This window comes from Spirillospora sp. NPDC127506 (genome assembly GCF_040302145.1).
Classification (GTDB): domain Bacteria; phylum Actinomycetota; class Actinomycetes; order Streptosporangiales; family Streptosporangiaceae; genus Spirillospora.
This window is the reverse complement of the sequence record NZ_JBEORG010000013.1, coordinates 87,321-110,261: the sequence shown is the minus strand read 5'-3', so window position 1 is coordinate 110,261 and position 22,941 is coordinate 87,321. Positions and strand designations below refer to the sequence as shown.

Here is a 22,941-nt window from a genome sequence, read left to right as displayed (position 1 = left end):
TGGGCCGCACACGACCACCGAGGAGGCTCCATGACCACCGGGATCACCCCCGACCAGCTGACCGACGCGATGCCGTTCGCCCGCGCGCTCGGCGTCCGCATCGACGCCGCCGGTCCCGAGGAGGTCACCGGCCGGCTCGACTGGGCCCCGGAGCGCTGCACCGCCGGCGGCGTGATGCACGGCGGCGCCCTCATGGCCCTCGCCGACACCCTCGGCGCCGCGTGCGCGTTCCTCAACCTCCCGCCGGACACCTCCACCACGACCCTGGAGTCCAAGACGAACTTCTTCCGCGGAGTCAGGGAGGGCTGCGTCCGCGGCGTCGCGCGCCCGCTGCACACCGGCCGCACATCGATCGTCGTCCAGACCGACCTCTACGACGAGTCCGGCCGCCGCGTCGCCCAGGTGACCCAGACCCAGGCCGTGCTCAGGGCCTGACCAGGCGCTTAGGGCCTGAGCACGGCCGGCGCCTTTACGTTGTAGATTTTTTAGCGAGGTGCTCGCCGAAGAAGGCGAAGATCCGCGCCCAGCCGTCGGCCGCGTTCTCCCGCCCCTTGCCCAGCCCGAAGACGATCTTGGCGACCGGGCCGAGCGGAGCCGGCGGGGTGAGCCCGGTCAGGAAGCCGTGCCCGGTCCCCGGGTACTCCTTCACGTCGTGCTCGACGCCGGCCCGCGTGAGGGCGCGCTCCAGCCGGGCCGCGGCCCCGCGCAGCGTGGGGTCGGCGCCGCCGTAGCTGCCGACGATCGGGCACGCGCCCCGCAGCGACTCCTCCGGCCGCCGCGGCAGGATGCCGTAGTTGGCGGCCGCCGCCTTGAAGTCGTACTTCGCCGCCGCGACCAGCGCGAACCCGCCGCCCATGCAGAACCCGCACACGCCCACGTCCCCCGTGCAGTCGGCCCGCCCGGCGAGCCACGCGCGCGTGGCCTCGATGTGGTCGTAGGCGGCGCCGCGCTGGGCCCGCATGTCGCGCATCGCCTTGCCGACGCACCGCACCCACGGCGCTCCGTTGTAGAGGTCCGGCAGGACGGCGAGGTAGCCCTCGGCGGCGAACCGGTCGGCCTGCGCCCGCATGTCGGCGTTCGCGCCCATCGCCTCGAAGACGATGACGACGCCCGGCCACGGCCCTTCGCCCTCGGGGACGGCGAGGTACCCCGGCAGCTCCCGCGCTCCCACGGGGATCGTGATGTCAGACATACCGTCGAATAATTCCCCAGCCGCCCACCGTTGCCCAGCCCCCGGCGCGCACCGGTCTACCGTGGCCTCATGCGCATCGACCGCCTCGACCACCTCGTCCTCACCGTCGCGGACATCGACGCGGCGATCTGGTTCTACACGCGCGTGCTCGGCATGGAGGCGGTGACCTTCGGCGAGGGCCGCCGCGCCCTCGCCTACGGCGCCGGCAAGATCAACCTGCACGAGGCCGGCCGGGAGTTCGAGCCGAAGGCGGCGCACCCGGTCCCCGGCAGCGCCGACCTCTGCCTGATCGTCGCGGGGCCGCTCGACGAGGCCCTCGCCGACCTGGAGCGCCACGGCGTCCCCGTCGAGGAGGGCCCGGTGCGCCGCACCGGCGCCGCCGGCCCCATCACGAGCGTCTACGTCCGCGATCCCGACCGGAACCTCATCGAGCTCAGCGTCTACGAGTGAGGGTCAGACCTTCCGCCACTCGGGGATCCAGGCGCCGTCCTCGACGACGTAGTCCCCGAAGAGGTCGGGGGCCTCCTTTCGCATCACCTCTCCGATCTTGCCGAAGAGCAGGCGGATCTCCTCCTCGGCGCCCGGCGCGGTGCGGTTCTCCAGGGTGTGGCGCAGGGTGCGGACGTTGGCCGTCCAGACCAGCCCGGTGCCGACGCCCTCGGGCGCGAAGCGGCGCATGAACGAGGTCTTGTGCTTCTTCTCCTTGAACGGCACGCCCTCGTCGTCCAGGCCGAAGTGGGCGGCCATCCAGCCCTGGAACTCCTCCATCTGCTCCAGCATCGCGGTGGCGCGCTTCATCAGCTCGGCGTCCTCGCGGGCCCACTCCGGAAACCAGAACGGGATGTCCTGGAGCCGGACGAACCGGAGCGACTCCTGCGAAATGGCCACCCCGGGACGGTGCCGGACGAGTTCGTGCGTCAGCACGCGGCTCACATTGTGCAGGACGAAGCTGAAGCTGACGTGCTCCAGCACCGAGCCGTGCAGGCTGCGCAGGATGTTCCGCAGGTACTGGCCCGAGTCGGTGCGGATCTTGGTCACGTTGGGGTTGAGGCCCGGCTCCCAGGAGCGGTAGCAGAGCCGGCCGGCGAACTCCGCCAGGTTCTGCGGGTCGTTGAGCTCGTCGTCGAGCTCGCCGCGGTCGAGCCGCTCCAGCCAGCTCTCCCCGCCCACGTCCCGCAGGTAGCGGGCGACCTCGTCGTAGTCCAGTTCGGGCCGCGCAACGAGGAACACCTCGGGCTCGACGCTCTTCACTCTCGCATCCCCCTACATCGATTCGTTCGTCCTATAGCAAACCATCCCCGCTCGCTCGCCCCGGCACCGGCGGCGGCGCAGATCTCCGGCCGCCCGTCCTGGCGCGGGCCGTGCCGGAGATCGGCGGGACCGGTACGGTCGTGCCGGAGGGAAGATGGCGGTTCAGGGGGATGTCGGCGCTCTGGTGGAGCGCGCGCGCAAGTACGAGCGGCAGGGGCGGCCCGCGGAGGCGGCGGCCGCGTTCGCGGAGGCCGCCGGGGCCGCGGAGGCCCGCGGCGACCGGCCGGCCGCGGCGGCGCTGCGGGCGAGGTACGCGCGGGCCCTCGCCGCGGCCGGGGACGTCGGGAAGGCGCAGCGGGTCCTCGACACGCTCGACCGGGGCGCCGCGTCCCTGCCGGGCGAGGTGCGGGCCGGGCTGGACGCGCAGGCGGCGCACGTCCTGGCCGCGGCGGGGCGGACCGGGGAGGCGGCGCGGCGCGCCTGGGCCGCGATGTCGGCGTTCGGGGCGCTGCGGGACCCGAAGCGGTCCGGCGCCGCCGGCGTGCACGCGGCCCGGCTCATCCTGAGGGACGCGGGGCCGCGGGAGGCGCTGCGGCCGCTGCGCGAGCTGCTGGCGCAGATGCCGCCCGGCGGCGGGGACCACCGGCAGGTCGCCAAGCTGCTGGCCGACGCGGAGCGGCGTCCCGACCGCGACTACGACGTCCTCGTCACCGACCCGGACGGCGCGTCGTGGGGGCGGCTCGCGGCGGCGCTCGCGGTCGGCGCGCACCTGGCCGTCGGGAACGGGACCGCCTGGAACGCCCTCGCCGGCGGACCCGGCGACGGGGAGCTGCTGGAGCGGGACTGGGGCGTCACCGACGCGGCGGGCTGGCGGGAGCAGATGGACGCGCTGCTCGACGCGCGCAACAGCGACCCGGCGATCCAGATGGTGCTCGACCGGCGCGAGCGGGGCGCGGGCGAGCGGGAGTGGCGCGCCGCGATCGCCGCCTGGTGCCGCGAGCACGACATCGCGGAGGAGACCGTCCGGGAGGTCGTCGAGCTGTCCGGGACGATCCGCCGGTACGAGGCGCGGTTCCGCGCGGACGGCCTGCTCCCGCCGGACGGGCGGGTCGAGAGCGTCTACGGGTACGACTTCGGCCGCGCGGTGAACATGGCCCGCTGGGGACTCGGCGCCGGGTACTGCGACGCGGAGGAGGCCGAGAAGTGCGTCCTCGCGGCCGGGTACCGCGCCAACCAGGTGTACACGTCGTGGGGGGCGTTCTCCGCCGGGTACGTCCTCGGCCGGATGCTGCGGTTCGACGAGGGGGAGTTCGGCGAGTGGTACGAGCGCTCCCTCGCCGGCCACCGCATCCTCGCCGAGGACCCGGACAGCCCGTGGCGCCGGATGGCCTGGGGCTAGAGCAGGGCGTCGATGTCGCCGATGATCGCCTTGCGGTCCCGCTCGTCCAGGGACGAGGCGACCACGGCGTTGCGGGCCAGCGCCGCGAGGTCCTCGCGGCCGAGCCCGAACACCTCGGCGGCGACGCGGTACTCGCCGGTCAGCGTCGTGCTGAACATCGGCGGGTCGTCGCTGTTCAGCGTGACGAACAGCCCCTCCTCCAGCATCCGCGGCATCGGGTGGGCGGACAGGCCGGGGACCTGCCCGGTGCACACGTTGGACGTCGGGCACACCTCCAGGGGCAGCTGCGTCTCGCGCAGGTGCGCGACGAGGCGCGGGTCGTCCAGGCAGCTGATGCCGTGCCCGATCCGCTCCGCGCGGAGGCCCTCGACGGCCTCCCAGATCGTCTCCGGCCCGGTCATCTCGCCGGCGTGCGGGAGGCTGCGCAGCCCGGCGGCGCGGGCGGCGGCGAACGCGTCGCGGAACGCGTCCCGGTGCGGCGGGCGCATCTGCTCGATGCCGCCGATCCCGAACCCGACGAGCGCCTCGGGCGGGTGGGAGAGCGCGTGGTCGATGGTGCCGCGCGCGCCCTCGGCGCCGAACTCGCCGGGGATGTCGAAGATGTAGGCGACGCGGATGCCGAGCCGGTCGCGGGCCTCGCGCACGGCGTGGTCGAGGGCCTCGGTGATCGCCGGCATCGGCATCCCGGCCCGCTGGTGGGTGTACGGGGTGACGGTCAGCTCGACGTACCGGACGTTCTGCGCGGCGAGGTCGCGGGCGACGCCGAACACGAGCGTGCCGACGTCCTCCGGGGTCCGGACGAGGCTGGACACCGCCTCGTACACCTCGGCGAAGTGGGGGAAGTCGCGGAACTCGTAGAAGGCGCGCAGCTCGCGCTCGTCCACGGGGACGGGCCCGTCCGGGTGGCGGCGGGCAAGCTCGAGCACGGTGGGGACGGAAGCGGAGCCGACGAGGTGGACGTGCAGCTCGACCTTCGGGAGGGCGTCGATGAACGCGTGGATGGATGTGGTTTCGGTAGGCACGCCCGCGAAGCTAACAGCCGCCGCGCCCGTCATGACAGGCAAAGACGCCGAATCTAACGTGAAAACGTCAGGAACGGGCGGCAGGATGGGTCCATGCGCGCGGCCCGGCTGATCTCCATGGTGCTCCTCCTGCAGTCGCGGGAGGCGATGACGGCGGGCGAGCTGGCCCGCGAGCTGGAGGTCTCGGAGCGCACCGTGTACCGGGACATGGAGGCGCTGTCGGCGGCCGGCGTCCCGGTCTACGCGGACCAGGGCCGCGGCGGCGGGTACCGCCTGGTCGGCGGCTACCGGACGCGGCTGACCGGCCTCACCCGCGAGGAGGCCGAGGCGCTGTTCCTGTCCGGGCTGCCGGGCCCGGCCGGGGACATGGGGCGCGCCGGGGCGCTGGCGTCCGCGGAGCTGAAGGTCCTCGCCGCGCTGCCCGCCGAGTTGCGGGACGCGCCCGCGCGGGCGAGCCGGCGGTTCCTGCTGGACGCGCCGGGCTGGTTCGGCGAGGCCGGGCCGCCGCCGCTGCTGCGCGAGCTGGCCCGCGCGGTGTGGCAGGACGAGACCGTCGAGCTGCGCTACCGCCGCGGGGACGCCGAGGTCGTGCGCACGGCCGAGCCGTACGCGCTCGTCCTGAAGAACGGCGTCTGGTACCTGGTCGCGCGGGTCTCCGGCAGCTTCCGCACCTACCGCGCGGACCGCGTCGCCGCCGTCCGGCCGGACGGCGGGGTCTTCGACCGGGACGAGGGGTTCGACCTCGCCGCGCACTGGCGCGCGGCGGCGGCGGCGTTCGTCCGCTCGATGCTGCGCGAGGAGGCGACGGTGCGGCTCTCCCCCGCCGGGATGCGGCTGCTGCGGTACGCGGTCGAGCCGCACGCGGCCCGCCGGGCGGCCGCGGACGCCGGGGAGCCCGACGAGCGCGGCTGGGTGGTGACGACGCTGCCGATCGAGTCGGTGCCCGTCGCGGCGTCGGAGCTGCTGCGGCTCGGCGCGGAGGCCGAGGTCCTCGCCCCGCCCGAGCTGCGCGCGCGGATGGCGGACAGCGCCGCCCGCATGGCGGAGCTCTACCGGCGGCCCGGCTGAGCGGCCCCGCCGCCCGCGGGCGGGCCGCTACCGGTACCCGGTGGTGTCGGCCGGGCGGTCCGCGTGCACGACCTCCGCCAGGTAGCGCCACATGTCGGGGCGGCTGCCGTCGGTGTCGGTGAAGCCGTAGACCTGGGCGAGCCCGCCGCTGGACAGGGAGCGCCCGTTCCAGCGGGCCCGGTCCGGGTCGGCGGCGAGCGCCGCGACGGCGCGGCCGACGAAGGCGGGCGACTCGGCCATGGCGAAGTGCGGATCCTTGGCGGCCCCGTCCCGCCAGTCGGCCTCGGTGACGCCGAAGTGCTCCAGCATCGCCTCCGAGCGCAGCCATCCCGGCGTCAGCGCGACGGCGGCCGCCCCGTACGGCGCGATCTCCTCGGCCTGGGCGAGCGCCATCCGGATCACGGCGTTCTTGACGATGTCGAAGAAGTAGCCGCACTCCCGGCGGTACTTCGCGTTGTACTCGGCGGTGCCGTCGGTCATCTCGACGACGAGCCCGCCCGGCTCGCGGATCAGCAGCGGCAGCGCGCAGTGGCTGGTGATCGCGTGGGTGTCGAGGGCCAGCCGGAACATGCGCAGGCCGTCCTCCAGGGACTGCTCCCACAGCCGCTTCCCGAACTGGAAGAGGTGGTCGGAGCCCCAGACGTCGTTGACGAGGACGTCCAGCCGGCCGCGTTCGGCGTCGATGCGGCGCACGAGCGCGGCGACCTGGCCGGGGTCCAGGTGGTCGACCCGGACGGCGATGCCCTCGCCGCCCGCCGCCGTCACCAGTTCGGCGGTCTCCTCGATGGTCTCGGGACGGCCCATCTCCGATCGCTGCGACCGGGTGGACCGTCCCGTCACGTACACGGTCGCGCCCGCGGCGCCGAGCTCGGCGGCGATGCCGCGGCCCGCGCCGCGTGTGCCGCCCGCGACCAGTGCGGTCTTTCCTGTCAGTGCACGGCTCATGGGGACGATGCTGGCACCGAAACCTGACAGTTCACGTCAGGGTTTCCGTCCCCGCCGCGTTCTCGGGGGTTGGTGGGGTCGGGTCAGGTGAAGATGCTCACCCCGCCGGGGCCGACGAGGAGTCCGACGACGATGAGGACGATGCCCCAGAGGAGATCGCGCCGGGCGAGAATGACGTAGATGCCGGCGATCACCAGGATCACCGCGATGAGCCACAGGATTGTCATCATGGCCCCCGGCGTCCCCCCGCAGGATGCCAAGAAACCGGAATGATGTTACGGGTGACCGAAATCTCCGTTATGGGCGGGGAAGGAGACGGTGCTCCTTCCCCGCCTGGGATAACGGCGGTCACCGCGTCGCGATTGCCACGGCGCGGTGTGGCCGGGACCAAGTCTTCCGCCCCGGCCGGGGCCGGGGCATCGGTCTCAGGGCCGGTTCCGCGCACCCGCTCCTCGTGCTTCGGAAGTAGAACCGCTCGGCGTCCGGAATGGCTCAGGCACGCGGACGGCTCAGCCGGAGCACGTTGGCGACGATCCGGCGCCCGGCGCCGCCCGCCGCGGTGAGGATCGACTCCGGGTGGAACTGGACGGCCCAGCGCCGCCGCTCCGGGGCCTCGATGGCCATCACGACGTCGCCGGTCAGCGCGGTCACCTGGAAGCCCTTCACCCGGTCCGGCGTCGCGTGCAGCGAGTGGTAGCGCGCCGCGGTGAACTCGTCCGGGAGCCCCTCGAACAGCCCGCCGCCCGTGACCTTCACCCGGCCCGGCTTGCCGTGCGACGGCTCGGGCAGCAGCGCCAGCTCGCCGCCCGCGTGCTCCACCATCGCCTGCAGGCCGAGGCACACGCCGAACACGGGGAGGTCCCGTTCGGCGAGGGCGTCCAGCAGCGCGCGGGTGCCGAAGTCGTCCGGACGGCCCGGTCCGGGCGACAGCACCACCAGGTCGGGGGCGTGCTCGTCCAGCATCCGCGCCGGGAACCCGTGCCGCAGCGTGACCACGCTCGCGCCGTGCTGCCGGAAGTAGTCGGCGAGCGTGTTGACGAACGAGTCCTCATGGTCGACGAGCAGCACCTTGAGGCCCTCCCCCGGCCGCGGCGCCCGCGGCGCCTGCGCGGGCTCGGTCCCGCCCGCGCCGCGCTGGGACGCGGCGAGCGCGCCGAGCAGGGCGCTGGCCTTGAGGTGCGTCTCGCGCTCCTCCTCGTCGGGGTCGGAGTCGTAGAGCAGCGTCGCCCCCGCCCGCACGGTCGCCACGCCGTCGCGGATCTGCGCGGTCCGCAGCGTCAGGCCGGTGTTCATCGACCCGTCGAAGCCGATGCAGCCGACCGCACCGCCGTACCAGCGGCGCGGCGAGTCCTCGTGGTCCTCGATGAACTGCATCGCCCACGTCTTCGGCGCGCCGGTGACGGTGACCGCCCACATGTGGGTGAGGAACGCGTCGAGCGCGTCGAAGCCGGGGCGGAGCCGGCCCTCGATGTGGTCGACGGTGTGGATCAGCCGGGAGTAGATCTCGATCTGCCGGCGGCCGAGGACCCGCACGCTGCCCGGCACGCAGATCCGCGACTTGTCGTTGCGGTCGACGTCGGTGCACATGGTCAGCTCGGACTCGTCCTTGGCGGACGACAGGATCGTGCGGATCTGCTCGGCGTCCTCCAGCGCGTCCGCGCCGCGCCTGATCGTCCCGGCGATCGGGCAGGTCTCCACGCGGTCGCCGGTGACCCGGACGAACATCTCCGGCGACGCGCCGACCAGGTACTCGCCGTCGCCCAGGTTGAACATGAACTCGTACGGGGCCGGGTTGGTCTCGCGCAGCCGCTCGAAGAACGCGGCGGGCGAGTCGCACCGCGCGTACATCGCGTGGCCGGGCGTGACCTCGAACAGGTCGCCGCGGACGAACTTCTCCTTGGCGTCCCGCACCATCCGCGCGTACGCGCCCGGGACCGGCTGCGGCGGCAGCTCGGCCGGCGGCGCCGGGGCGGGCGTCGGCTCGGTCCGCCGCGGCAGCCCCGCCGTGCTGCGCGGAGCGTCCCGCCCGCCGGGCGAGCCGATCTCGAAGTCGTAGGAGATGCGGTGGGAGGTCTCGCGCTTGCGGTCCACGACGACCATCTCGTCGGCGAGGTGCAGCACGAGGTCGCGCTGGTCGGCCGGCCGCTCCAGCCGGGTCCGCAGCGGCTCGAACTGCAGCGACAGGTCGTAGCCGAACGCCCCGTACAGGCCGAGGTGCGGGTCGTCGCAGCCGAACAGGCCGACGACGGCGCGCAGGGCGGTGAAGACGGTCGGCTGGCGGCTGCGCTCCTCCTCCGCGAAGAACTCCTCCCCCGGCGGAACGAACACCTCGAACCGGTCCGCCTCGTCCGCCCGGACCTCGCCGGCGTCCCGCAGGACGGCGGCGACGGCGGGCAGCACGACCCGGCCGCGGTCGTTGAGGGCGCGCACGGCGACCGCGCGGCCGCGCGCGACGATCTCCAGGCAGGGGTCGACGTAGGCCATGTGCCAGCGGCTGTAGCGGCCCGGATACTCCATGCCGGAGCTGAGCACGCCGCCGCGCCGCTCGCCCACGGCGGCGACGAGGGCGTTCAGCACGCCGGACTTGCGCTCGGGGTCGACCGGGACGGCGGTACGGGTCACCCGTACCCCCCCGGCCGTGACGAACTCGCTGGTCAGCGGCTGCTGTGAGACGGTCTCCACCGCGGTGGCCCCTCGTGTCGGGCCCTCGGCCGGGCGGCGCGCATGGAAAAACGACCGCCGGTGAGGGCGGTCGCCTGGTCTAGAGCATGCACGAACCGGCGCCGCCTCAGCGGCGCCACCACCACCGGGCGGCTGCGGTTCGCATGCGGCGAGGCTACCATGGACCCCGGCGCAAGGGACTGCTTACATCACCGGAGCGGCGGCCATGACCAGGAAGAACACCGAGTTCGAACTGCGCGGGGTCAACCACCTGGCGCTCGTCTGCAGCGACATGAAGCGGACGGTGGACTTCTACGAGGGCGTGCTCGGCATGCCGCTGATCAAGACCATCGAGCTGCCGATGGGCTGGGGCCAGCACTTCTTCTTCGACTGCGGCGGGGGCAACGCGCTCGCGTTCTTCTGGTTCCCGGACGCGCCCGGCCCGGTCCCCGGAGTGTCGGCGCCGAAGTACCTGCCCGACCGGGGCGAGCTGCTGTCGGCCGTCGGCTCGATGAACCACATCGCCTTCGACGTGCCGCCCGAGCGCATCGAGGAGTACCGCGACCGCCTGATCGCCAAGGGCATCGACGTCGGCGTCCTGCTCAACCACGACGACAGCGAGTTCGGCGTCGCGCCGGAGAACCACGAGGGCGTGTTCGTCCGCTCCGTCTACTTCAAGGACCCGGACGGCATCCTGGTCGAGTTCGCGGCGTGGACGCGGGAGCTGAACCTGCCGACCGACGTCCGGCACGAGCCGAAGACCGCCGCCGAGCGGACCGTCTGACCGTCCCCCCGGCGTCCCAGCCTGGCCCTGACCTGCTCCTCGCCGCCTGGAACGATCCACCCGAGTCGTGCCGTGACCGAGATCACGCCGTGATCGTCGGGCGTGTAGTCTCACCCGGCTGCTTGACCGGGCACGGTCCCCGTTTCGCGATCCGGACGCGGGGCCGTGCGCGACGCACGACGAGGAGGACTCCCCCTTGACTCCCGACAACCCGAAGGAACCGGCCTCGACGGAACCGCCGCCCGCCGCACGCTCCGACCGGAGCGCCTGGTACTGGCTGCTGCTCGTCCCCATCGTGGTCCCGCTGCTGACGTTCCTGTTCAACAGCGACTCGCCGCGGCTGGCCGGCTTCCCCGCCTTCTACTGGATCCAGCTCTCCTTCATCCCGCTCGGCGTCGTCTGCACGGTCGTCGTCTACCAGATGACCAAGAATCGAGGCTGAGCGATGGCGAGCGACCACATCACCGAAATCGTCGTATTCACCGTGCTCTTCCTGCTGGTCAGCGGGATGGGCTTCGTCGCCGCCCGGTGGCGGCGCCCCGACACCATGCACAGCCTGGACGAGTGGGGCCTCGGCGGCCGCAGCTTCGGCAGCTGGATCACCTGGTTCCTCGTCGGCGGCGACCTCTACACCGCCTACACGTTCGTGGCCGTCCCGGCGCTGGTGTTCGGGGCGGGCGCGGCGGGCTTCTTCGCCGTCCCGTACACGATCATCGTGTACCCGCTCGTGTTCCTGTTCCTCATCCGGCTCTGGTCGGTGTCGCACGTGCACGGCTTCGTGACGCCGGCCGACTTCGTCCGGGCCCGGTTCGGCTCGCCGACGCTGGCGCTGCTGGTGGCGATCACCGGCATCGTCGCCACGATGCCCTACATCGCGCTGCAGCTCGTCGGCATCGAGGCCGTGCTGAAGGCGATGGGCGTGAACGGCCACTGGCCGCTCATCATCGCGTTCGTGATCCTCGCGGCCTACACCTACCAGTCCGGGCTGCGCGCACCGGCGCTGATCGCGTTCGTCAAGGACGTGCTGATCTACCTGGTCATCATCGTCGCGGTGCTGTACATCCCGGCCAAGCTCGGCGGCTGGGGCGACATCTTCGACTCGGCGAAGGCCAAGTTCGACGCGACGCCCGCGCCCGGCGACGGCATCACGATCGCCGGCAGCGGCCAGCTGAACTACGCGATGCTCGCGCTCGGCTCGGCGATGGCGCTGTTCCTCTACCCGCACAGCGTCACCGGCGTGCTGGCCAGCCGGAACCGCAACGTGATCAAGCGGAACATGGCGGCGCTGCCCGCCTACAGCTTCGTGCTCGGCCTGATCGCGCTGCTCGGCTACATGGCGATCGCGGCGGGCGTGAAGCCGATCGTCACCGACGGCAAGCCGGACGCCAACACCGCCGTCCCGGTGCTGTTCGACCACATGTTCCCGGACTGGTTCGCCGGGGTGGCGTTCGCGGCCGTCGGCATCGGCGCGCTCGTCCCGGCGGCGATCATGTCGATCGCGGCGGCGAACCTGTTCACCCGCAACATCTACAAGGAGTACCTGAACCGGGACGCCACCGAGAAGCAGGAGGCGACGGTCAGCAAGCTCGTCTCGCTGATCGTCAAGGCCGGCGCGGTGGCGTGCATCCTGGCGCTGGACCCGCAGTTCTCCATCGACCTGCAGCTCATCGGCGGCGTCATCATCCTGCAGACGCTCCCGTCGGTGGGGCTCGGCCTGATGACGCGCTGGTTCCACCGCGGCGCGCTCATCGCCGGCTGGGCCGGCGGCATGATCGCGGGCCTGTGGATGCTGTACCAGATCCCGAACCCGGCGAAGGGCAAGGAGCACTTCGGCGGCTCGGCGTACTCGCTGAGCGACCTCGGCTTCGACACGAAGATGACGATCTACGCCGGCATCCTGGCGCTGGCCGTCAACGTCGCGGTCGCGGCCATCGGCACGGTCGTCTGCCGGGCGGCGAAGCTGGCGGACGGCGCGGACGCGACCCGCGCGGACGACTACTTCGCCGACGAGGGCGACGCGAAGGTCAAGGAGCTGGACCTCAGCGCCGCGACCTGACCCCGCCCGGCGGACCGATCCGCACCCGGCGAGGAGGAGGGCGCGAAGCTCGTCACCGGCGGGCGCCGCCTTCCCGCGGGACACGGGCGCGGCGACGGGTACTTCGTGCGTCCGGCGCCCCCGCCCCCGCCCGGCGCGCCGGCCCCGCCCCCCCCCCGCCCCCCGCCCCCCCCCCGCCCCGCGCGGATTTCCGCCCGGCGGCCCTTGCGCACCCGTCCCCGGTCCGCGACAGAATGCGATTCTGGTGACCTGGGAGGGATCATGAGCTTCGAAGTGCCCGCGTCCGTCCGCCCGCTGCGCGACGCCGTCCACGCCTTCATGACCGAGCGCGTCGAGCCCGCCGAGCCGGTGCTGCGCGCGGGGGGCGGCGAGGCGGACGAGCTGCTCGCCGGGCTGCAGCGGGAGGCCAAGGCGGAGGGCCTGTGGGCGCTCGGGCATCCGAAGGAGCTGGGCGGCGGCGGGCTCCCCTTCCTCGACTACGTCTACGTCAACGAGGTCCAGGGGCGCAGCGAGTACGGCCAGCTCGCGCTCGGCACCTACACGCTGCAGGACTCGCTGATGCTGCACAAGCACGCCAGCGGCGCGCAGCGCGACCGGTTCCTCGAACCGCTCGTCAAGGCCGAGATCAACCCGAGCTTCGCGATGACGGAGCCGGGCGTCTCCAGCTCCGACCCGACGCAGCTCACCACGGCCGCGACGCTGGAGGACGGCGAGTGGGTGATCCGGGGCCGCAAGTGGTTCACCACCCTCGCCAGCAGGGCCGCCTACACCACGGTCATGTGCCGGACGGAACCGGAGGGCACCTCGCCGTACCTGTCGTTCAGCATGATCCTCGTGCCGACGGACACGCCCGGGTACACGATCGTCCGCGAGACCCCCGTCCTCGGCCTGGACGGCGCGCACTGCGAGGTGCTGTACGACGAGGTGCGCGTCCCCGAGTCGAACCTGCTCGGGCCGCGCGGGCACGGGTTCGTCATCGCGCAGGAGCGGCTCGGCCCCGGCCGCATCTTCCACTGCATGCGCTTCCTCGGCCAGGCGCAGCGCGCGTTCGACCTCATGTGCGCGCGGATGCACGACCGGACGGCGTTCGGCGAGCCGCTGCACAAGAAGCAGCTCCTCCAGCAGCACGTGTTCGACTCCTACGCCGAGATCCAGGCGTCCCGGCTGCTCACCCTGCAGGCCGCGCACAAGATCGACTCCGGGGACCAGGCGCGGGTGGAGATCGGCGCGATCAAGGTGGTGGCGGCGCGGATGCTGCACAACGTCATCGACCGGGCGATCCAGGTGCACGGCGCGGAGGGGCTGACCGACGACACGCCGCTCGGCCACATGTACCGGCACGCCCGCGCCGGCCGGATCTTCGACGGCCCGGACGAGGTGCACGTGACGACGACCGCCCGGCGCATCCTCAAGGAGTACGGCGAGGGCCGCAACTGGGAGTTCGGCCTGCGGTGACCCGCCCGCCCGAGGGCGCCCGCGCGATCACGCCGGGGCGCGGCCCGTCAAGGCCCGCGGCCTGACCGGAGCAGGCCACCGGCGCTGCCTGCGGCTTCGCCGGTGGCCGGATCAGGCGCCGGGGCACGCCAATCTCTTAGGTTACTTTCCTAGCCATTGGCGCGCCGGCACCGGCCCCCGCCGGTTCCCCCGATGCCTGTGGAGAGCGGGGGAGCCCGGCCTCACCCGCGGCTACCGGCACCTCCTGCGGTAGCCCGGGAGCGCCGGTGGCCCGGCCGTCTCCTCAGCGGACGGCCGGGCCGTCCGCCTCCCCGGGGGCGCGCACGCCGGACGCGGCGGCCGGCAGCCCGCCGAGGACCAGGTCGACGAGCCCGTCCACGACGGCCTCGCGCGGCACCTCCTCGGCGTGGTCGAGCCACCAGTCCCCGGCGGTCTGCACCATGCCGACGATGGCGTGCCCCCACACGTAGGCGCGGGTCCGGTCGGTCATCTCGCCCTCGGCGATCATCACCTCCGCCAGCTCCCGGCTCACGTCCCGGATCATCGTGCTCATCGCGCTGTGCGTGGCGGTGTCCTCGGCGCTCGCCCGGTGCATCAGGAACCGGTACAGGTTGAGGTTCTTGGAGATCGTCGCCAGGTAGGTGTCAATGGTCGACCGGGTGCGGTCGCGGATCGGCTCGTCGCGGGAGAACTCGTCCCGGATGCCCTCGATCAGCTTGCGCGTGTGCCGCTCGGCCAGGGCCTGGTACAGGCCGCTCTTGTCGCCGAAGTGGCGGTACAGGATCGGCTTGCTGATCTCCGCCTCGGCGGCGATCGCGGCCATCGACGCCTCCGGCCCCTCCCGCTGGATGACCCGGTCGGCGGCCTCCAGCAGGGCACGGCGACGGCCGGGGTCGCGGCGCGGTCCGGACCCCGGCCTGCCCGCCGTGTTCGTCATGACAGAACGGTATCGGGGGTGTTACCCCTCGACAACACCGCCCTGCCCCGGCGGCTCCCGGGCTACCGGGCGAACGCCTGGAGCTCGGCCGCCCGTACGACGCCCGCGAACGGGCTCGCGGTGCCGCAGTCGGTGCTCGAACGCGGGTCATCGTCCTGCTCGCCCGCGTACGCCGGCGCACCGGTGCACTGGCTGGACACCACCTGCAGCCGCAGGTGCGTCGCCTTCACGTCCCGCAGGTTGAACGACCGCAGCGTGATGTCGGGCGCCGTCGGACGCGGCCGGTCGGCCGGGAACGCGTCGTCCGGGCTGGTGTAGACGGTGCGGTACCCGGCGTCCTGCGAGCAGTCGGCGCGGGTGGCGTCGCAGGCCAGCAGCCGGAAGGCGCGCAGCGCCGTGAACCGGTTCTGCGCCGAGTTCGCGCCCTCCGGGTCGGAGGCGACGGACGGCCGCAGCATCGCGCTCACCTGCACCCGCCCGACCCTGACCGGGCGGTCGCCGGCCAGGTCGACGGTCACCTGGCGGCCCGCCACCGGGGCCTGCACCGACTGCCAGTTGGTCGCCTCGGTCTCGTCCAGCAGCGCCTGCTGGGACGCGCCGTCGCCCGCGGCGGTCGCGCCGTTGGCGGCGGCCGCCTCGTTGCGGGTCATCGCCACCGCCAGCGTCCGCCGGTGCGCGCTGATCGTCGCGGTGAACCGCTTGTGGCCGAAGCCCTCGCCGACCGCGACGAACGAGTAGCGGCCGGGCGTGATGGCGAAGGACGCGCCGAGCGGGGTCGCCGGGTCGGTGTCGGCGACCGGCACGGCCCGCGCCTCGTAGTCGCCGACGTAGAGCCGGACCTTGCCGCCCTTCGCGTCGCCGGCCGGCCTCAGCGTCACACGGGCGTCGCGCGACATCGGGGACGCGAAGCTCGGCCGCGGGTCGGGGTCGGCGGGCCCGTTGCCGGCCGCGTCCTCGCCGAGGCCGTGCTGCGCGAAGACCTTCCACATCATGGCGTGGTCCCTGCCGCCGAAGCGGATGGTGTCGGCGGCGAGCAGGGCGTTGCGGTGGTCGACGTAGCTGACGGCGCCGGAGGCCATCAGCAGCAGCGCGTCGAACGACAGCTGCGCCCAGCGCCGGTTGCCGGGGCACTTCTCGACCGGCACCCTGCCCTCCGCGCACTTGCGCTGGAGGGAGGGGCTGCCCGACCCGTACCGCTTCACGAACGCCTGCCGCACGTCGAACTGGGTCGCGGTCCAGATCTCGCCGTCCGCGTGGACCTGCGTGCCGACCAGGTCGTAGCCGAGGTCGCCGTAGTTGAGCGGGCTCTTGCTCATGTCGTAGTTGCGGATTCCGGACCGCGGCTCACCGGTGACGTAGGCGCCGGTGACGTACGGGGTCCGGCCGGGCGCGCGGAACCCGTACTCGTTGAGGTACTCCATCGCGAACAGGTCGGAGGTGCTCTCGTTCATGGCCCCGGCCTGGGGCCCGCTCCACCCGGCGTCCGGCCCGGCGATCATGCGGCCGGAGATGGCGTGGGAGTACTCGTGCCCGATGACGCTCATGTCGAAGTCGCCGTCGACGCACGGCGGGTAGAACCCGCCCGCGATCGGCTGCCACAGGTACATGTTGCTGATGGCGGGCGTGCCGTCGGGCGGCGTGATCTGGTTGGCGTTGTCGCGGACGCTCGCGATCCTCGCCCCGGCCTGGGCGTTGCCCTGCTCGGGGTCGCCGCCGAGGCCGCCGCGTCCGCCGTTGTCGGCCTGCATGTTCCACGCCGTCTCGGTGAACCCGAGCCGGTAGGACCAGTCGTGCATCCGGTTGTGCTGGACGAACAGGTTCGAGATGGCGGCCTCGACGTCCGCCTCCTGCGGGCTGTCCATCGTCGCCGGGTCGCACTTGCTCTCGAACCACTGGTTCGCCCAGCGGTACCTGTAGTTCCGGTCCGGCTTGGGCGCGTTGGTCCGGGTGCCGACGGAGAACGGGTCGCCGTTCGCGCGGTTCTCGTAGGTGCGGGCCGAGTTCCCCAGGCTGGTCGTGGTCGAGGCGCCGGTCGCCGGGTCGGCGTCCCAGGGGCGGCCGCTGGACGGGTCGCCGCCGGCGGCGTACCGGCAGCCCGGCGCGGGCGCGAAGCACCACGTCTCCCGGGTGTCGCGGGACGAGTAGTCGCCGCGCGGCGTCGCCGGGAAGACCGACCAGCGCGGGTCGTCGCCGTCGTGGTCGACGAGGTTCTCCCGCACCAGGACGGAGCCGCTGCGCGCGTCGACGTAGGAGGTGACGGCCTTCGGCACGGAGCCGGAGCCGTCGATGAGCGTGACCTGGTAGGCGCTGCGGACGCCCTCGGCGGTCGGGACCGCCACGAGCCGGACCTTGCGGGCCGCCTCGCCGGAGACGGCGATGCCCGCGTCCCGCCCGGCCGCGGCCACCGCGTCCTTCTCCGGCAGCGTGGCGGGCGCCGGCGCGGCGTCGTCGCGCGCGAGGGTCGAGGTCACCGACACGACCTCGCCCTCGCTGACGCCGACCGCGACGAGCCCGTCGTATCCGGCGGGCAGGTCGCCGAAGCGCTGCCGCAGCAGCACGGCCGCGCCCTTCCCGATGGGGTTGACCGCGACCTTCTCCAAGGCGCCGACCGCGTCGGCGTCCAGGCCGAACAGGTCGCGGTGACCGGCGAGGTAGGCGCGCGCCGCCTTCTCGGGGTCGGCGGGCAGGCCGCCCGCGAGCGGTTCCGCGTCGGTCACCGCGGCGGGTGTGCCGAGCCTGTTCCACCGCACCTGAACCCCGCGCGCGGCGCCCTGCTGGCGCTTCGTGGGGGCCAGATGGCCGGTGCGGGCGTCCTTGTCGGGCAGGTCGGGACGGTCACCGGGGGGCTGGGAGCGCGGTGGCGGTGGTGCGGCCCGTCCGGGGACCGCGAGGCCGGCGGTGAGGAGCGTTCCCGTGGCCGCCAGTGCGGTCACGGTGATCCAGCGTGTCCTGGGCACCATTGCCTCCTGGAGGCGGGCCGGGGGGCGGCCCGGTCTCTGGGTACGGCCGGATGATCAACCGGCCGAACTAGAGACAAGCAGCGCACCAGAAGCGCAACTATGGCGAGTTATCACGTTTCGGACATGCGAACGCCGGTGGTTCTTCGCCCTTGACAGCGCCCCCCATCCATGGGTCAGGTGCCCGGCGGCCCGGCTCCGCCCGGTCCCGGCGCTCCCGCCCCGGCGGACCGCCGTGGCCGTCGTCGGCCACGCCCCCCGACGTCAGCGGACGGGCGGCCCGGTGGCACGTTCCGCGTTCATCAGAGCAGGATGACGAGGACCAGGACCAGAACGGCAAGCCCGAGGCATGCGGCTGCCAGCCCCCACACCAGGTAAGGCCGCCTGTTCGCGCTATCGGGCAGGCCGGGAGGGGATCCGTATGCCGGCCCCGGATGGCCGTGGACCGTGTCCCAGGAGATGTTCGGCCAGGAGCCTGATGCCCCCGTGTCACCGGCCTGGGCTCCCCCAGAGGGCTGCGCCTGACCTTGATCTCCGCCGTCGGCAGTCACAACCGGCTCACCCGCCTTGGTCGGTCGCACTAGAGAGACCAGAGATGGAGCGCCCACCCGACCATCTCCGCGGTCAGGAACGCCAGCCCCGCGGTGAAAGTGCGGTGCATTCTCCGGAGTTTGCGATCGTTCCCATCCGCCCAGTGCTCGAAATCGGATGCCATATTACGGCGCATCTCATCGAGACTGAACCCCTGATCAACGGCACGGAGGAGCTGCGTCGGCCGGGAATGAAAACGCCAGTGCCATATGGGGGCCACGATGACCAGGGAGCACGCCAGGACGCCCGCCGTCGCCGCCGTGGCGAGGACCGCCGCCCAGTCGAACGAGTCCCTGTCGACGCTCGAACCGCCGAGCAGCGAGGCGACCAACGTGGCGGCCGCGGTCAGCGTCGTGGCGCGAGAGCGAACGTTGTCCAGGCGGGCCTGTTGCTGCACCAGAGCGCGCAATGCCTCGTCGAAGACCAACTTCAGCCGTTCGTCGGGACCTGGCTCCACCGGCACAACACTGCCGTCGCCCCTGCATGGATGCAACAGCCTCTTTCGGCCACTCGCATAACGGCGTATCACTTCATGACCGCCGACCTATTGCGCCGGAGCGACCGAACGTGCGCCGGTCCAAATGCCCGATGCCGTCCGCGTTCTTCTCAGTGCGGCGCCGCCGCCGGGCCGCGGCCGCGAGGCCGGGCGCCTCGCCGGCTGCCCGGCCGTTCGCGCCGGTCCCTATCTGACGGGCAGGCCGGTGATGGTGCGGCCGATCACCAGGCGCTGGATCTCCGAGGTGCCCTCGAAGATCGTGAAGATCTTGGAGTCGCGGTGCATGCGCTCGACCGGGTACTCGCGGGTGTAGCCGTTGCCGCCGAGGATCTGGATGGCCTCCTCGGTGACGTACACGGCCATCTCGCTGGCCATGAGCTTGGCCATCGAGCCCTCGGCGTTGGCGAACTCCTTGCCGGTGCGGGCCATCCACGCGGCGCGCCACACCATGAGCCGGCTGGCGTCCAGGCGGGTCTTCATGTCGGCGAGCTTGAAGGCGATGGCCTGGAAGTCGCCGATCTTCTTGCCGAACTGCTCGCGCTCCTGCGCGTACTGCAGGGCGTAGTCGTAGGCGGCGCGGCCGACGCCGAGCGCCATCGCGCCGACGGACGGGCGGGTCGTCTCGAACGTCTTCAGCGCGGCCTGGCCCTTGGAGCTCTTGCCCTCGCGGGTGCGCGCGATGCGCTCGTCGAACTTCTCCTTGCCGCCGACGATCAGGTGGGACGGGATGCGCACGTCGTCGAGGATCACCTCGGCGGTGTGCGAGGCGCGGATGCCGTGCTTCTTGAACTTCTGGCCCTGCTTCAGGCCGGGGGTGTTCGGCGGGACGATGAAGCTGGCCTGGCCGCGGCTGCCCAGCTCGGGGTACACCGAGGCCACGACGACGTGGACGTCGGCGATGCCGCCGTTGGTCGCCCAGGTCTTGGTGCCGTTCAGCACCCACTCGTCCTTGGCCTCGTCGAAGACGGCGCGGGTGCGGATCGAGCCGACGTCGCTGCCGGCGTCGGGCTCGGACGCGCAGAACGCGCCGAGCTTGATGTCGTCGGGGGTGCCGAACATCTGCGGCACCCACTCGGCGGTCTGCTCGGGGGTGCCGACGGCGGCGACGGACGCGGCGGCGAGGCCGGTGCCCACGATGGACAGGGCGATGCCGGCGTCGCCCCAGAACAGCTCCTCGAACGCCACCGGGATGCCGAGGCCGGTCGGCTCCAGCCACTGGGTGGCGAAGAAGTCCAGCGAGTAGATGCCGACCTTGGACGCCTCCTGGATCAGCGGCCAGGGCGTCTCCTCGCGCTCGTCCCACTCCTCGGCCGCGGGTCGGATGACGTCCTTGGCGAACTCGTGCACCCAGTCCCTGACCTCACGGACGTCCTCGCTGGGCTCCAGGGAGAACGGCGTCTGCTCCGCGCTCGTCATGATTAATTGACCCTCTCGTCCAATATCGCTGTTACCCACGGTAGCACCATTCGGCGTTACCGCGGGTAACACGTGGGGGGAGTCACAGGGGCTAGCGGCGCCCCGGCGAGAAGGAGCGGGCGGCGGCGTAGCCGGGCACCTCGATCATCGGCGGCCGCTCCCCCACCGCGACGTCGGTGGTGCGGGCGTCGTGGCCGGCCGGCCCCCGGTGGAACCGGGTGAGCGCGGTGGACGGGGCCTCCAGCGGGACCATCCGGCCGTGCCGCTCCAGCCGCGACCACGCGGTCAGCATGATCTGCCCGGACATCGCGCCGAGCGCCTCGGTGGACTGGTGCGCGTGCACCCGCCGGCCGAGGTCGACCTGCGCGATCGCGTCGAGCCCGGAGTCCTGGTAGACGTCCAGCAGCAGGCCGAGCTCCACGCCGTAGCCGGTGACGAACGGGAGCCGCTCCAGCAGCGCCCGCCGCCCCGCGTACTCGCCGCCGAGCGGCTGCATGACCCCGGCGAGCAGCGGCCAGTGCATGTTGATCAGCGGCCGCGCGACCAGCTCGGTGACCCGGCCGCCGCCGCCCTCGACGCGGCGCCCGCCGTCCATCAGCGGGCGGTCGTAGCAGCCCTTGACGTAGCCGACGGACGGGTCGGTCAGCAGCGGGCCGAGCAGGCCGGTGACGTAGGACGAGCTGAACTCGCGCAGGTCGGCGTCCACGAACACCAGCAGGTCGCCGGACGTCGCGTACAGCGACTTCCACAGCGCCTCGCCCTTGCCCGACAGGCGGCCGTACCCGGGCAGGACGGCGTCCTGCGCCACCACGTCGGCGCCCGCGGCGGCGGCGACGGCGGCCGTCCGGTCGGCGGAGCGCGAGTCGACCACGAGGATCTCGTCCACCAGCGGAACCCGCTCGACCAGGTCGGTCCGGATCGCCGCGACGATCGCGCCGACCGTCGCCTCCTCGTCCCGCGCGGGCAGCACGACGCTGATCGCGGTGTCGCCCTTGGCGTCGAGCAGGAGGCGCGGCGGCCAGTCCTCCGCCGTGCTCGTGCGGCGGGCCAACCAGGACGCGACCTCGGGCAGCACGCGCTCTCCCCTCCCCTCTGGGCCGTCCCGGCCCGGACGCCCCACACCTACAGGGAACGCCAGATCCTCCCAGATCATTCACCGCCGTCACGGGACGGGACGAAACGACCCGAGAAGTTGACGCGCGCGCAACACACCGGTCATTCGGCGGCGTTCATTCGGCGGCGTGCCGGTCGAGGAACTCGTAGACGTCGGCCTCGTCCACGCCGGGGAACGCGCCGGGCGGCAGGACGGACAGGACGTGCGAGTGCGCGCGGGCCGACGGCCACGCCATCCCCTCCCAGCGGTCCGACAGCTCCTTCGGGGGCCGCTGGCAGCAGTCGCCGTCCGGGCAGGCGGACTTGACCCGCCGGGTCGTCTCCCGGCCGCGGAACCAGCGCGAGTCCTCGAACCGGACGCCGAGCGTGATCGCGAAGTCGCGCTCGTGGCTGGGGTCTATGTGCGACAGGCACCAGTACGTCCCGTTGGGGGTGTCGGTGTACTGGTAGTAGACGGAGAAGCGGTCCGCGGCGCCGAACACGTGCCGCCCGGCCCACTCCCGGCACATCCGCTGGCCCTCGATCGCGCCGTCCTCGTCCTGCGGGAACGCCAGGCCGTCGTTGGCGTACGCCTTGTAGATGGTGCCGTTCTCGTCGTTCTTGGTGAAGTGCAGCTGGAGGCCGAGGTGGTGGGTCGCGACGTTGGTGAAGCGGTGCGCGGCCATCTCGTAGGAGACGGAGAAGACGTCGGCGAGGTCCTCCACCGACAGCTCCCGCGCGGCCTTGGCCTCCTGCAGGAACGGGACGACGCTGCGCTCGGGCATCAGGATCGCCGCGCCGAAGTAGTTGGCCTCGACGCGCTGGCGCAGGAAGTCGGCGAAGTCGCGCGGCTGGTCGTGGTCGAGCGCGATGTGCCCGAGCGTCTGCAGCAGGATCGTCCGCGGCGTGTGCATGCCGAGCTGCTCGCGCTCCAGGTAGATGCGCCGGTTGCGCAGGTCGGTGACGGACCGGACGGAGCGCGGCAGGTCCTGGACGTACTGCAGGCTGAAGCCGAAGTGGCCGACCAGCGTCATCAGCAGCCCCTGCGACACCGCGCCGCGCCGGTAGCCGACCGCGTCGAGGGTCTGGGACGCGACGCGCTCGATCTCCGGGAAGTGGTTGCCGCGCTCGTGCATCTGGCGGCGCAGCTCGGCGTTGGCCTTGCGCGCCTCCTCGGGGCTCGCGGTCGGCTTGGTGCGGCTGCGCTTCAGCTCCCCGTAGAGCGCGAGGATGTGCTCGATGACCTCGTTCGGCATCCGCTTGCCGACCTTGAGGTGCGACAGCCCGAGCGACCGGTACAGCGGGTCTCGCTGCGCCTCCTCCAGCTGGATCTCCAGCTGCGCGCGGCGGCTCGGCGGCTGGCGGCGCAGCAGCTCCTCCACCGGGCACTCCAGCGCGCCGGCGAGGGCCTGCAGCAGCGACAGCTTGGGCTCGCGCCGGCCGTTCTCCAGGAGGGAGAGCTGGGACGGGGCGCGGCCGACGCGCTCGCCGAGCTCCGACAGCGTCAGCCCCCGCGCGCGCCGCAGGTGCCGGAGCCGCTGGCCGAAGGTGACGAGATCTACGTCACTCGTCAAGTTGAGGGGTTCTTCTTGGCGCAAGGTCGTCACGGCTTCATAGTA

Annotated in this window: 20 protein-coding genes; 8 read left to right on the top strand and 12 right to left on the bottom strand. The window is 72.8% G+C overall.

Annotated elements, in window-relative coordinates; translation table 11 throughout:
* The first annotated feature begins 30 nt into the window (after positions 1 to 30).
* Positions 31 to 435, top strand: a complete 405-nt coding sequence (locus tag ABTW95_RS15330) for a PaaI family thioesterase (protein WP_396446251.1) — start codon at positions 31 to 33, stop codon at positions 433 to 435.
* A gap of 34 nt (positions 436 to 469) precedes the next feature.
* On the opposite strand, the gene ABTW95_RS15325 is transcribed toward ABTW95_RS15330, so the two are convergent.
* Positions 470 to 1,192, bottom strand: a complete 723-nt coding sequence (locus ABTW95_RS15325) for a dienelactone hydrolase family protein (protein WP_500226584.1) — start codon at positions 1,190 to 1,192, stop codon at positions 470 to 472.
* 69 nt (positions 1,193 to 1,261) lie between these two features.
* On the opposite strand from ABTW95_RS15325, the gene ABTW95_RS15320 reads away from it, so the two are divergent.
* A complete protein-coding gene (locus tag ABTW95_RS15320; RefSeq protein WP_500226583.1) occupies positions 1,262 to 1,642 on the top strand; it encodes a VOC family protein in 381 nt (126 codons plus the stop codon).
* Between the two features lie 3 nt (positions 1,643 to 1,645).
* Here ABTW95_RS15320 and thyX read toward each other — a convergent pair whose 3' ends face one another.
* Positions 1,646 to 2,443: an FAD-dependent thymidylate synthase gene (gene thyX / locus ABTW95_RS15315; protein ID WP_396446255.1), complete on the bottom strand. Its 798-nt coding sequence runs from the start codon at positions 2,441 to 2,443 to the stop codon at positions 1,646 to 1,648.
* A gap of 154 nt (positions 2,444 to 2,597) precedes the next feature.
* Here thyX and ABTW95_RS15310 point away from each other — a divergent pair, with 154 nt between their 5' ends.
* The gene (locus ABTW95_RS15310) at positions 2,598 to 3,842 is read left to right on the top strand and encodes a DUF1266 domain-containing protein (RefSeq protein ID WP_500226582.1); all 1,245 of its coding nucleotides are present in this window, start codon (positions 2,598 to 2,600) and stop codon (positions 3,840 to 3,842) included.
* Here the strand turns inward: ABTW95_RS15310 and add are convergent.
* Complete coding sequence (gene add, locus ABTW95_RS15305) at positions 3,839 to 4,864, bottom strand: adenosine deaminase (protein WP_396452720.1); 1,026 nt, start codon at positions 4,862 to 4,864, stop codon at positions 3,839 to 3,841. The two genes, ABTW95_RS15310 and add, sit on opposite strands and share 4 nt — an antisense overlap.
* 93 nt (positions 4,865 to 4,957) lie before the next feature.
* Between add and ABTW95_RS15300 the strand changes: the two genes are divergently transcribed.
* Positions 4,958 to 5,932, top strand: coding sequence for a helix-turn-helix transcriptional regulator (locus tag ABTW95_RS15300; protein ID WP_500226581.1), 975 nt, complete (start codon positions 4,958 to 4,960; stop codon positions 5,930 to 5,932).
* Between the two features lie 27 nt (positions 5,933 to 5,959).
* Here ABTW95_RS15300 and ABTW95_RS15295 read toward each other — a convergent pair whose 3' ends face one another.
* The 3 genes from ABTW95_RS15295 to ABTW95_RS15285 form a co-directional block, all read right to left on the bottom strand.
* Entirely contained in the window at positions 5,960 to 6,877 is a 918-nt protein-coding gene (locus ABTW95_RS15295) for an SDR family oxidoreductase (protein ID WP_500226580.1), read from the bottom strand.
* A gap of 83 nt (positions 6,878 to 6,960) precedes the next feature.
* Positions 6,961 to 7,107 (bottom strand): GPGG-motif small membrane protein, encoded by a 147-nt coding sequence (locus ABTW95_RS15290; RefSeq protein WP_165959128.1) that lies wholly within the window; start codon positions 7,105 to 7,107, stop codon positions 6,961 to 6,963.
* Between the two features lie 262 nt (positions 7,108 to 7,369).
* Complete coding sequence (locus ABTW95_RS15285) at positions 7,370 to 9,559, bottom strand: anthranilate synthase component I (protein ID WP_500226579.1); 2,190 nt, start codon at positions 9,557 to 9,559, stop codon at positions 7,370 to 7,372.
* Between the two features lie 205 nt (positions 9,560 to 9,764).
* Between ABTW95_RS15285 and ABTW95_RS15280 the strand changes: the two genes are divergently transcribed.
* The 4 genes from ABTW95_RS15280 (at position 9,765) to ABTW95_RS15265 (ending at position 13,833) form a co-directional block, all read left to right on the top strand.
* On the top strand, positions 9,765 to 10,322 hold the full coding sequence (locus ABTW95_RS15280) for a VOC family protein (protein ID WP_500226578.1): 558 nt from the start codon (positions 9,765 to 9,767) through the stop codon (positions 10,320 to 10,322).
* Between the two features lie 196 nt (positions 10,323 to 10,518).
* Positions 10,519 to 10,764, top strand: coding sequence for a DUF3311 domain-containing protein (locus ABTW95_RS15275; RefSeq protein WP_500226577.1), 246 nt, complete (start codon positions 10,519 to 10,521; stop codon positions 10,762 to 10,764).
* Between the two features lie 3 nt (positions 10,765 to 10,767).
* Positions 10,768 to 12,378: a monocarboxylate uptake permease MctP gene (gene mctP, locus ABTW95_RS15270; protein ID WP_396452709.1), complete on the top strand. Its 1,611-nt coding sequence runs from the start codon at positions 10,768 to 10,770 to the stop codon at positions 12,376 to 12,378.
* A 261-nt stretch (positions 12,379 to 12,639) separates the two neighbouring features.
* Complete coding sequence (locus ABTW95_RS15265) at positions 12,640 to 13,833, top strand: acyl-CoA dehydrogenase family protein (RefSeq protein WP_500226576.1); 1,194 nt, start codon at positions 12,640 to 12,642, stop codon at positions 13,831 to 13,833.
* A 283-nt stretch (positions 13,834 to 14,116) separates the two neighbouring features.
* Here ABTW95_RS15265 and ABTW95_RS15260 read toward each other — a convergent pair whose 3' ends face one another.
* From ABTW95_RS15260 to ABTW95_RS15235, 6 genes are all read right to left on the bottom strand, one after another.
* Entirely contained in the window at positions 14,117 to 14,770 is a 654-nt protein-coding gene (locus tag ABTW95_RS15260; RefSeq protein WP_500226575.1) for a TetR family transcriptional regulator, read from the bottom strand.
* A 62-nt stretch (positions 14,771 to 14,832) separates the two neighbouring features.
* On the bottom strand, positions 14,833 to 17,703 hold the full coding sequence (locus tag ABTW95_RS15255; protein ID WP_500226574.1) for a M36 family metallopeptidase: 2,871 nt from the start codon (positions 17,701 to 17,703) through the stop codon (positions 14,833 to 14,835).
* 604 nt (positions 17,704 to 18,307) lie between these two features.
* Positions 18,308 to 18,775, bottom strand: a complete 468-nt coding sequence (locus ABTW95_RS15250; RefSeq protein ID WP_500226573.1) for a hypothetical protein — start codon at positions 18,773 to 18,775, stop codon at positions 18,308 to 18,310.
* A 225-nt stretch (positions 18,776 to 19,000) separates the two neighbouring features.
* Positions 19,001 to 20,230, bottom strand: coding sequence for an acyl-CoA dehydrogenase family protein (locus ABTW95_RS15245; protein ID WP_396449043.1), 1,230 nt, complete (start codon positions 20,228 to 20,230; stop codon positions 19,001 to 19,003).
* 91 nt (positions 20,231 to 20,321) lie between these two features.
* Positions 20,322 to 21,305, bottom strand: a complete 984-nt coding sequence (locus ABTW95_RS15240) for a glucosyl-3-phosphoglycerate synthase (RefSeq protein ID WP_500226572.1) — start codon at positions 21,303 to 21,305, stop codon at positions 20,322 to 20,324.
* Between the two features lie 154 nt (positions 21,306 to 21,459).
* Positions 21,460 to 22,896 carry a helix-turn-helix domain-containing protein gene (locus tag ABTW95_RS15235; RefSeq protein ID WP_396449045.1) on the bottom strand — a complete coding sequence of 479 codons (1,437 nt, stop codon included), beginning with the start codon at positions 22,894 to 22,896 and terminating at the stop codon, positions 21,460 to 21,462.
* Between the last annotated feature and the right edge of the window lie 45 nt (positions 22,897 to 22,941).

Bases quoted from the DNA above. Each gene is read 5' to 3' on its own strand.
- ABTW95_RS15330 (WP_396446251.1), top strand. From the start codon at position 31: ATGACCACCGGGATCACCCCCGACCAGCTGACCGACGCGATGCCGTTC.
- ABTW95_RS15325 (WP_500226584.1), bottom strand. From the start codon at position 1,192: ATGTCTGACATCACGATCCCCGTGGGAGCGCGGGAGCTGCCGGGGTAC.
- ABTW95_RS15320 (WP_500226583.1), top strand. From the start codon at position 1,262: ATGCGCATCGACCGCCTCGACCACCTCGTCCTCACCGTCGCGGACATC.
- ABTW95_RS15310 (WP_500226582.1), top strand. From the start codon at position 2,598: ATGGCGGTTCAGGGGGATGTCGGCGCTCTGGTGGAGCGCGCGCGCAAG.
- ABTW95_RS15300 (WP_500226581.1), top strand. From the start codon at position 4,958: ATGCGCGCGGCCCGGCTGATCTCCATGGTGCTCCTCCTGCAGTCGCGG.
- ABTW95_RS15295 (WP_500226580.1), bottom strand. From the start codon at position 6,877: ATGAGCCGTGCACTGACAGGAAAGACCGCACTGGTCGCGGGCGGCACA.
- ABTW95_RS15290 (WP_165959128.1), bottom strand. From the start codon at position 7,107: ATGATGACAATCCTGTGGCTCATCGCGGTGATCCTGGTGATCGCCGGC.
- ABTW95_RS15280 (WP_500226578.1), top strand. From the start codon at position 9,765: ATGACCAGGAAGAACACCGAGTTCGAACTGCGCGGGGTCAACCACCTG.
- mctP (WP_396452709.1), top strand. From the start codon at position 10,768: ATGGCGAGCGACCACATCACCGAAATCGTCGTATTCACCGTGCTCTTC.
- ABTW95_RS15265 (WP_500226576.1), top strand. From the start codon at position 12,640: ATGAGCTTCGAAGTGCCCGCGTCCGTCCGCCCGCTGCGCGACGCCGTC.
- ABTW95_RS15260 (WP_500226575.1), bottom strand. From the start codon at position 14,770: ATGACGAACACGGCGGGCAGGCCGGGGTCCGGACCGCGCCGCGACCCC.
- ABTW95_RS15245 (WP_396449043.1), bottom strand. From the start codon at position 20,230: ATGACGAGCGCGGAGCAGACGCCGTTCTCCCTGGAGCCCAGCGAGGAC.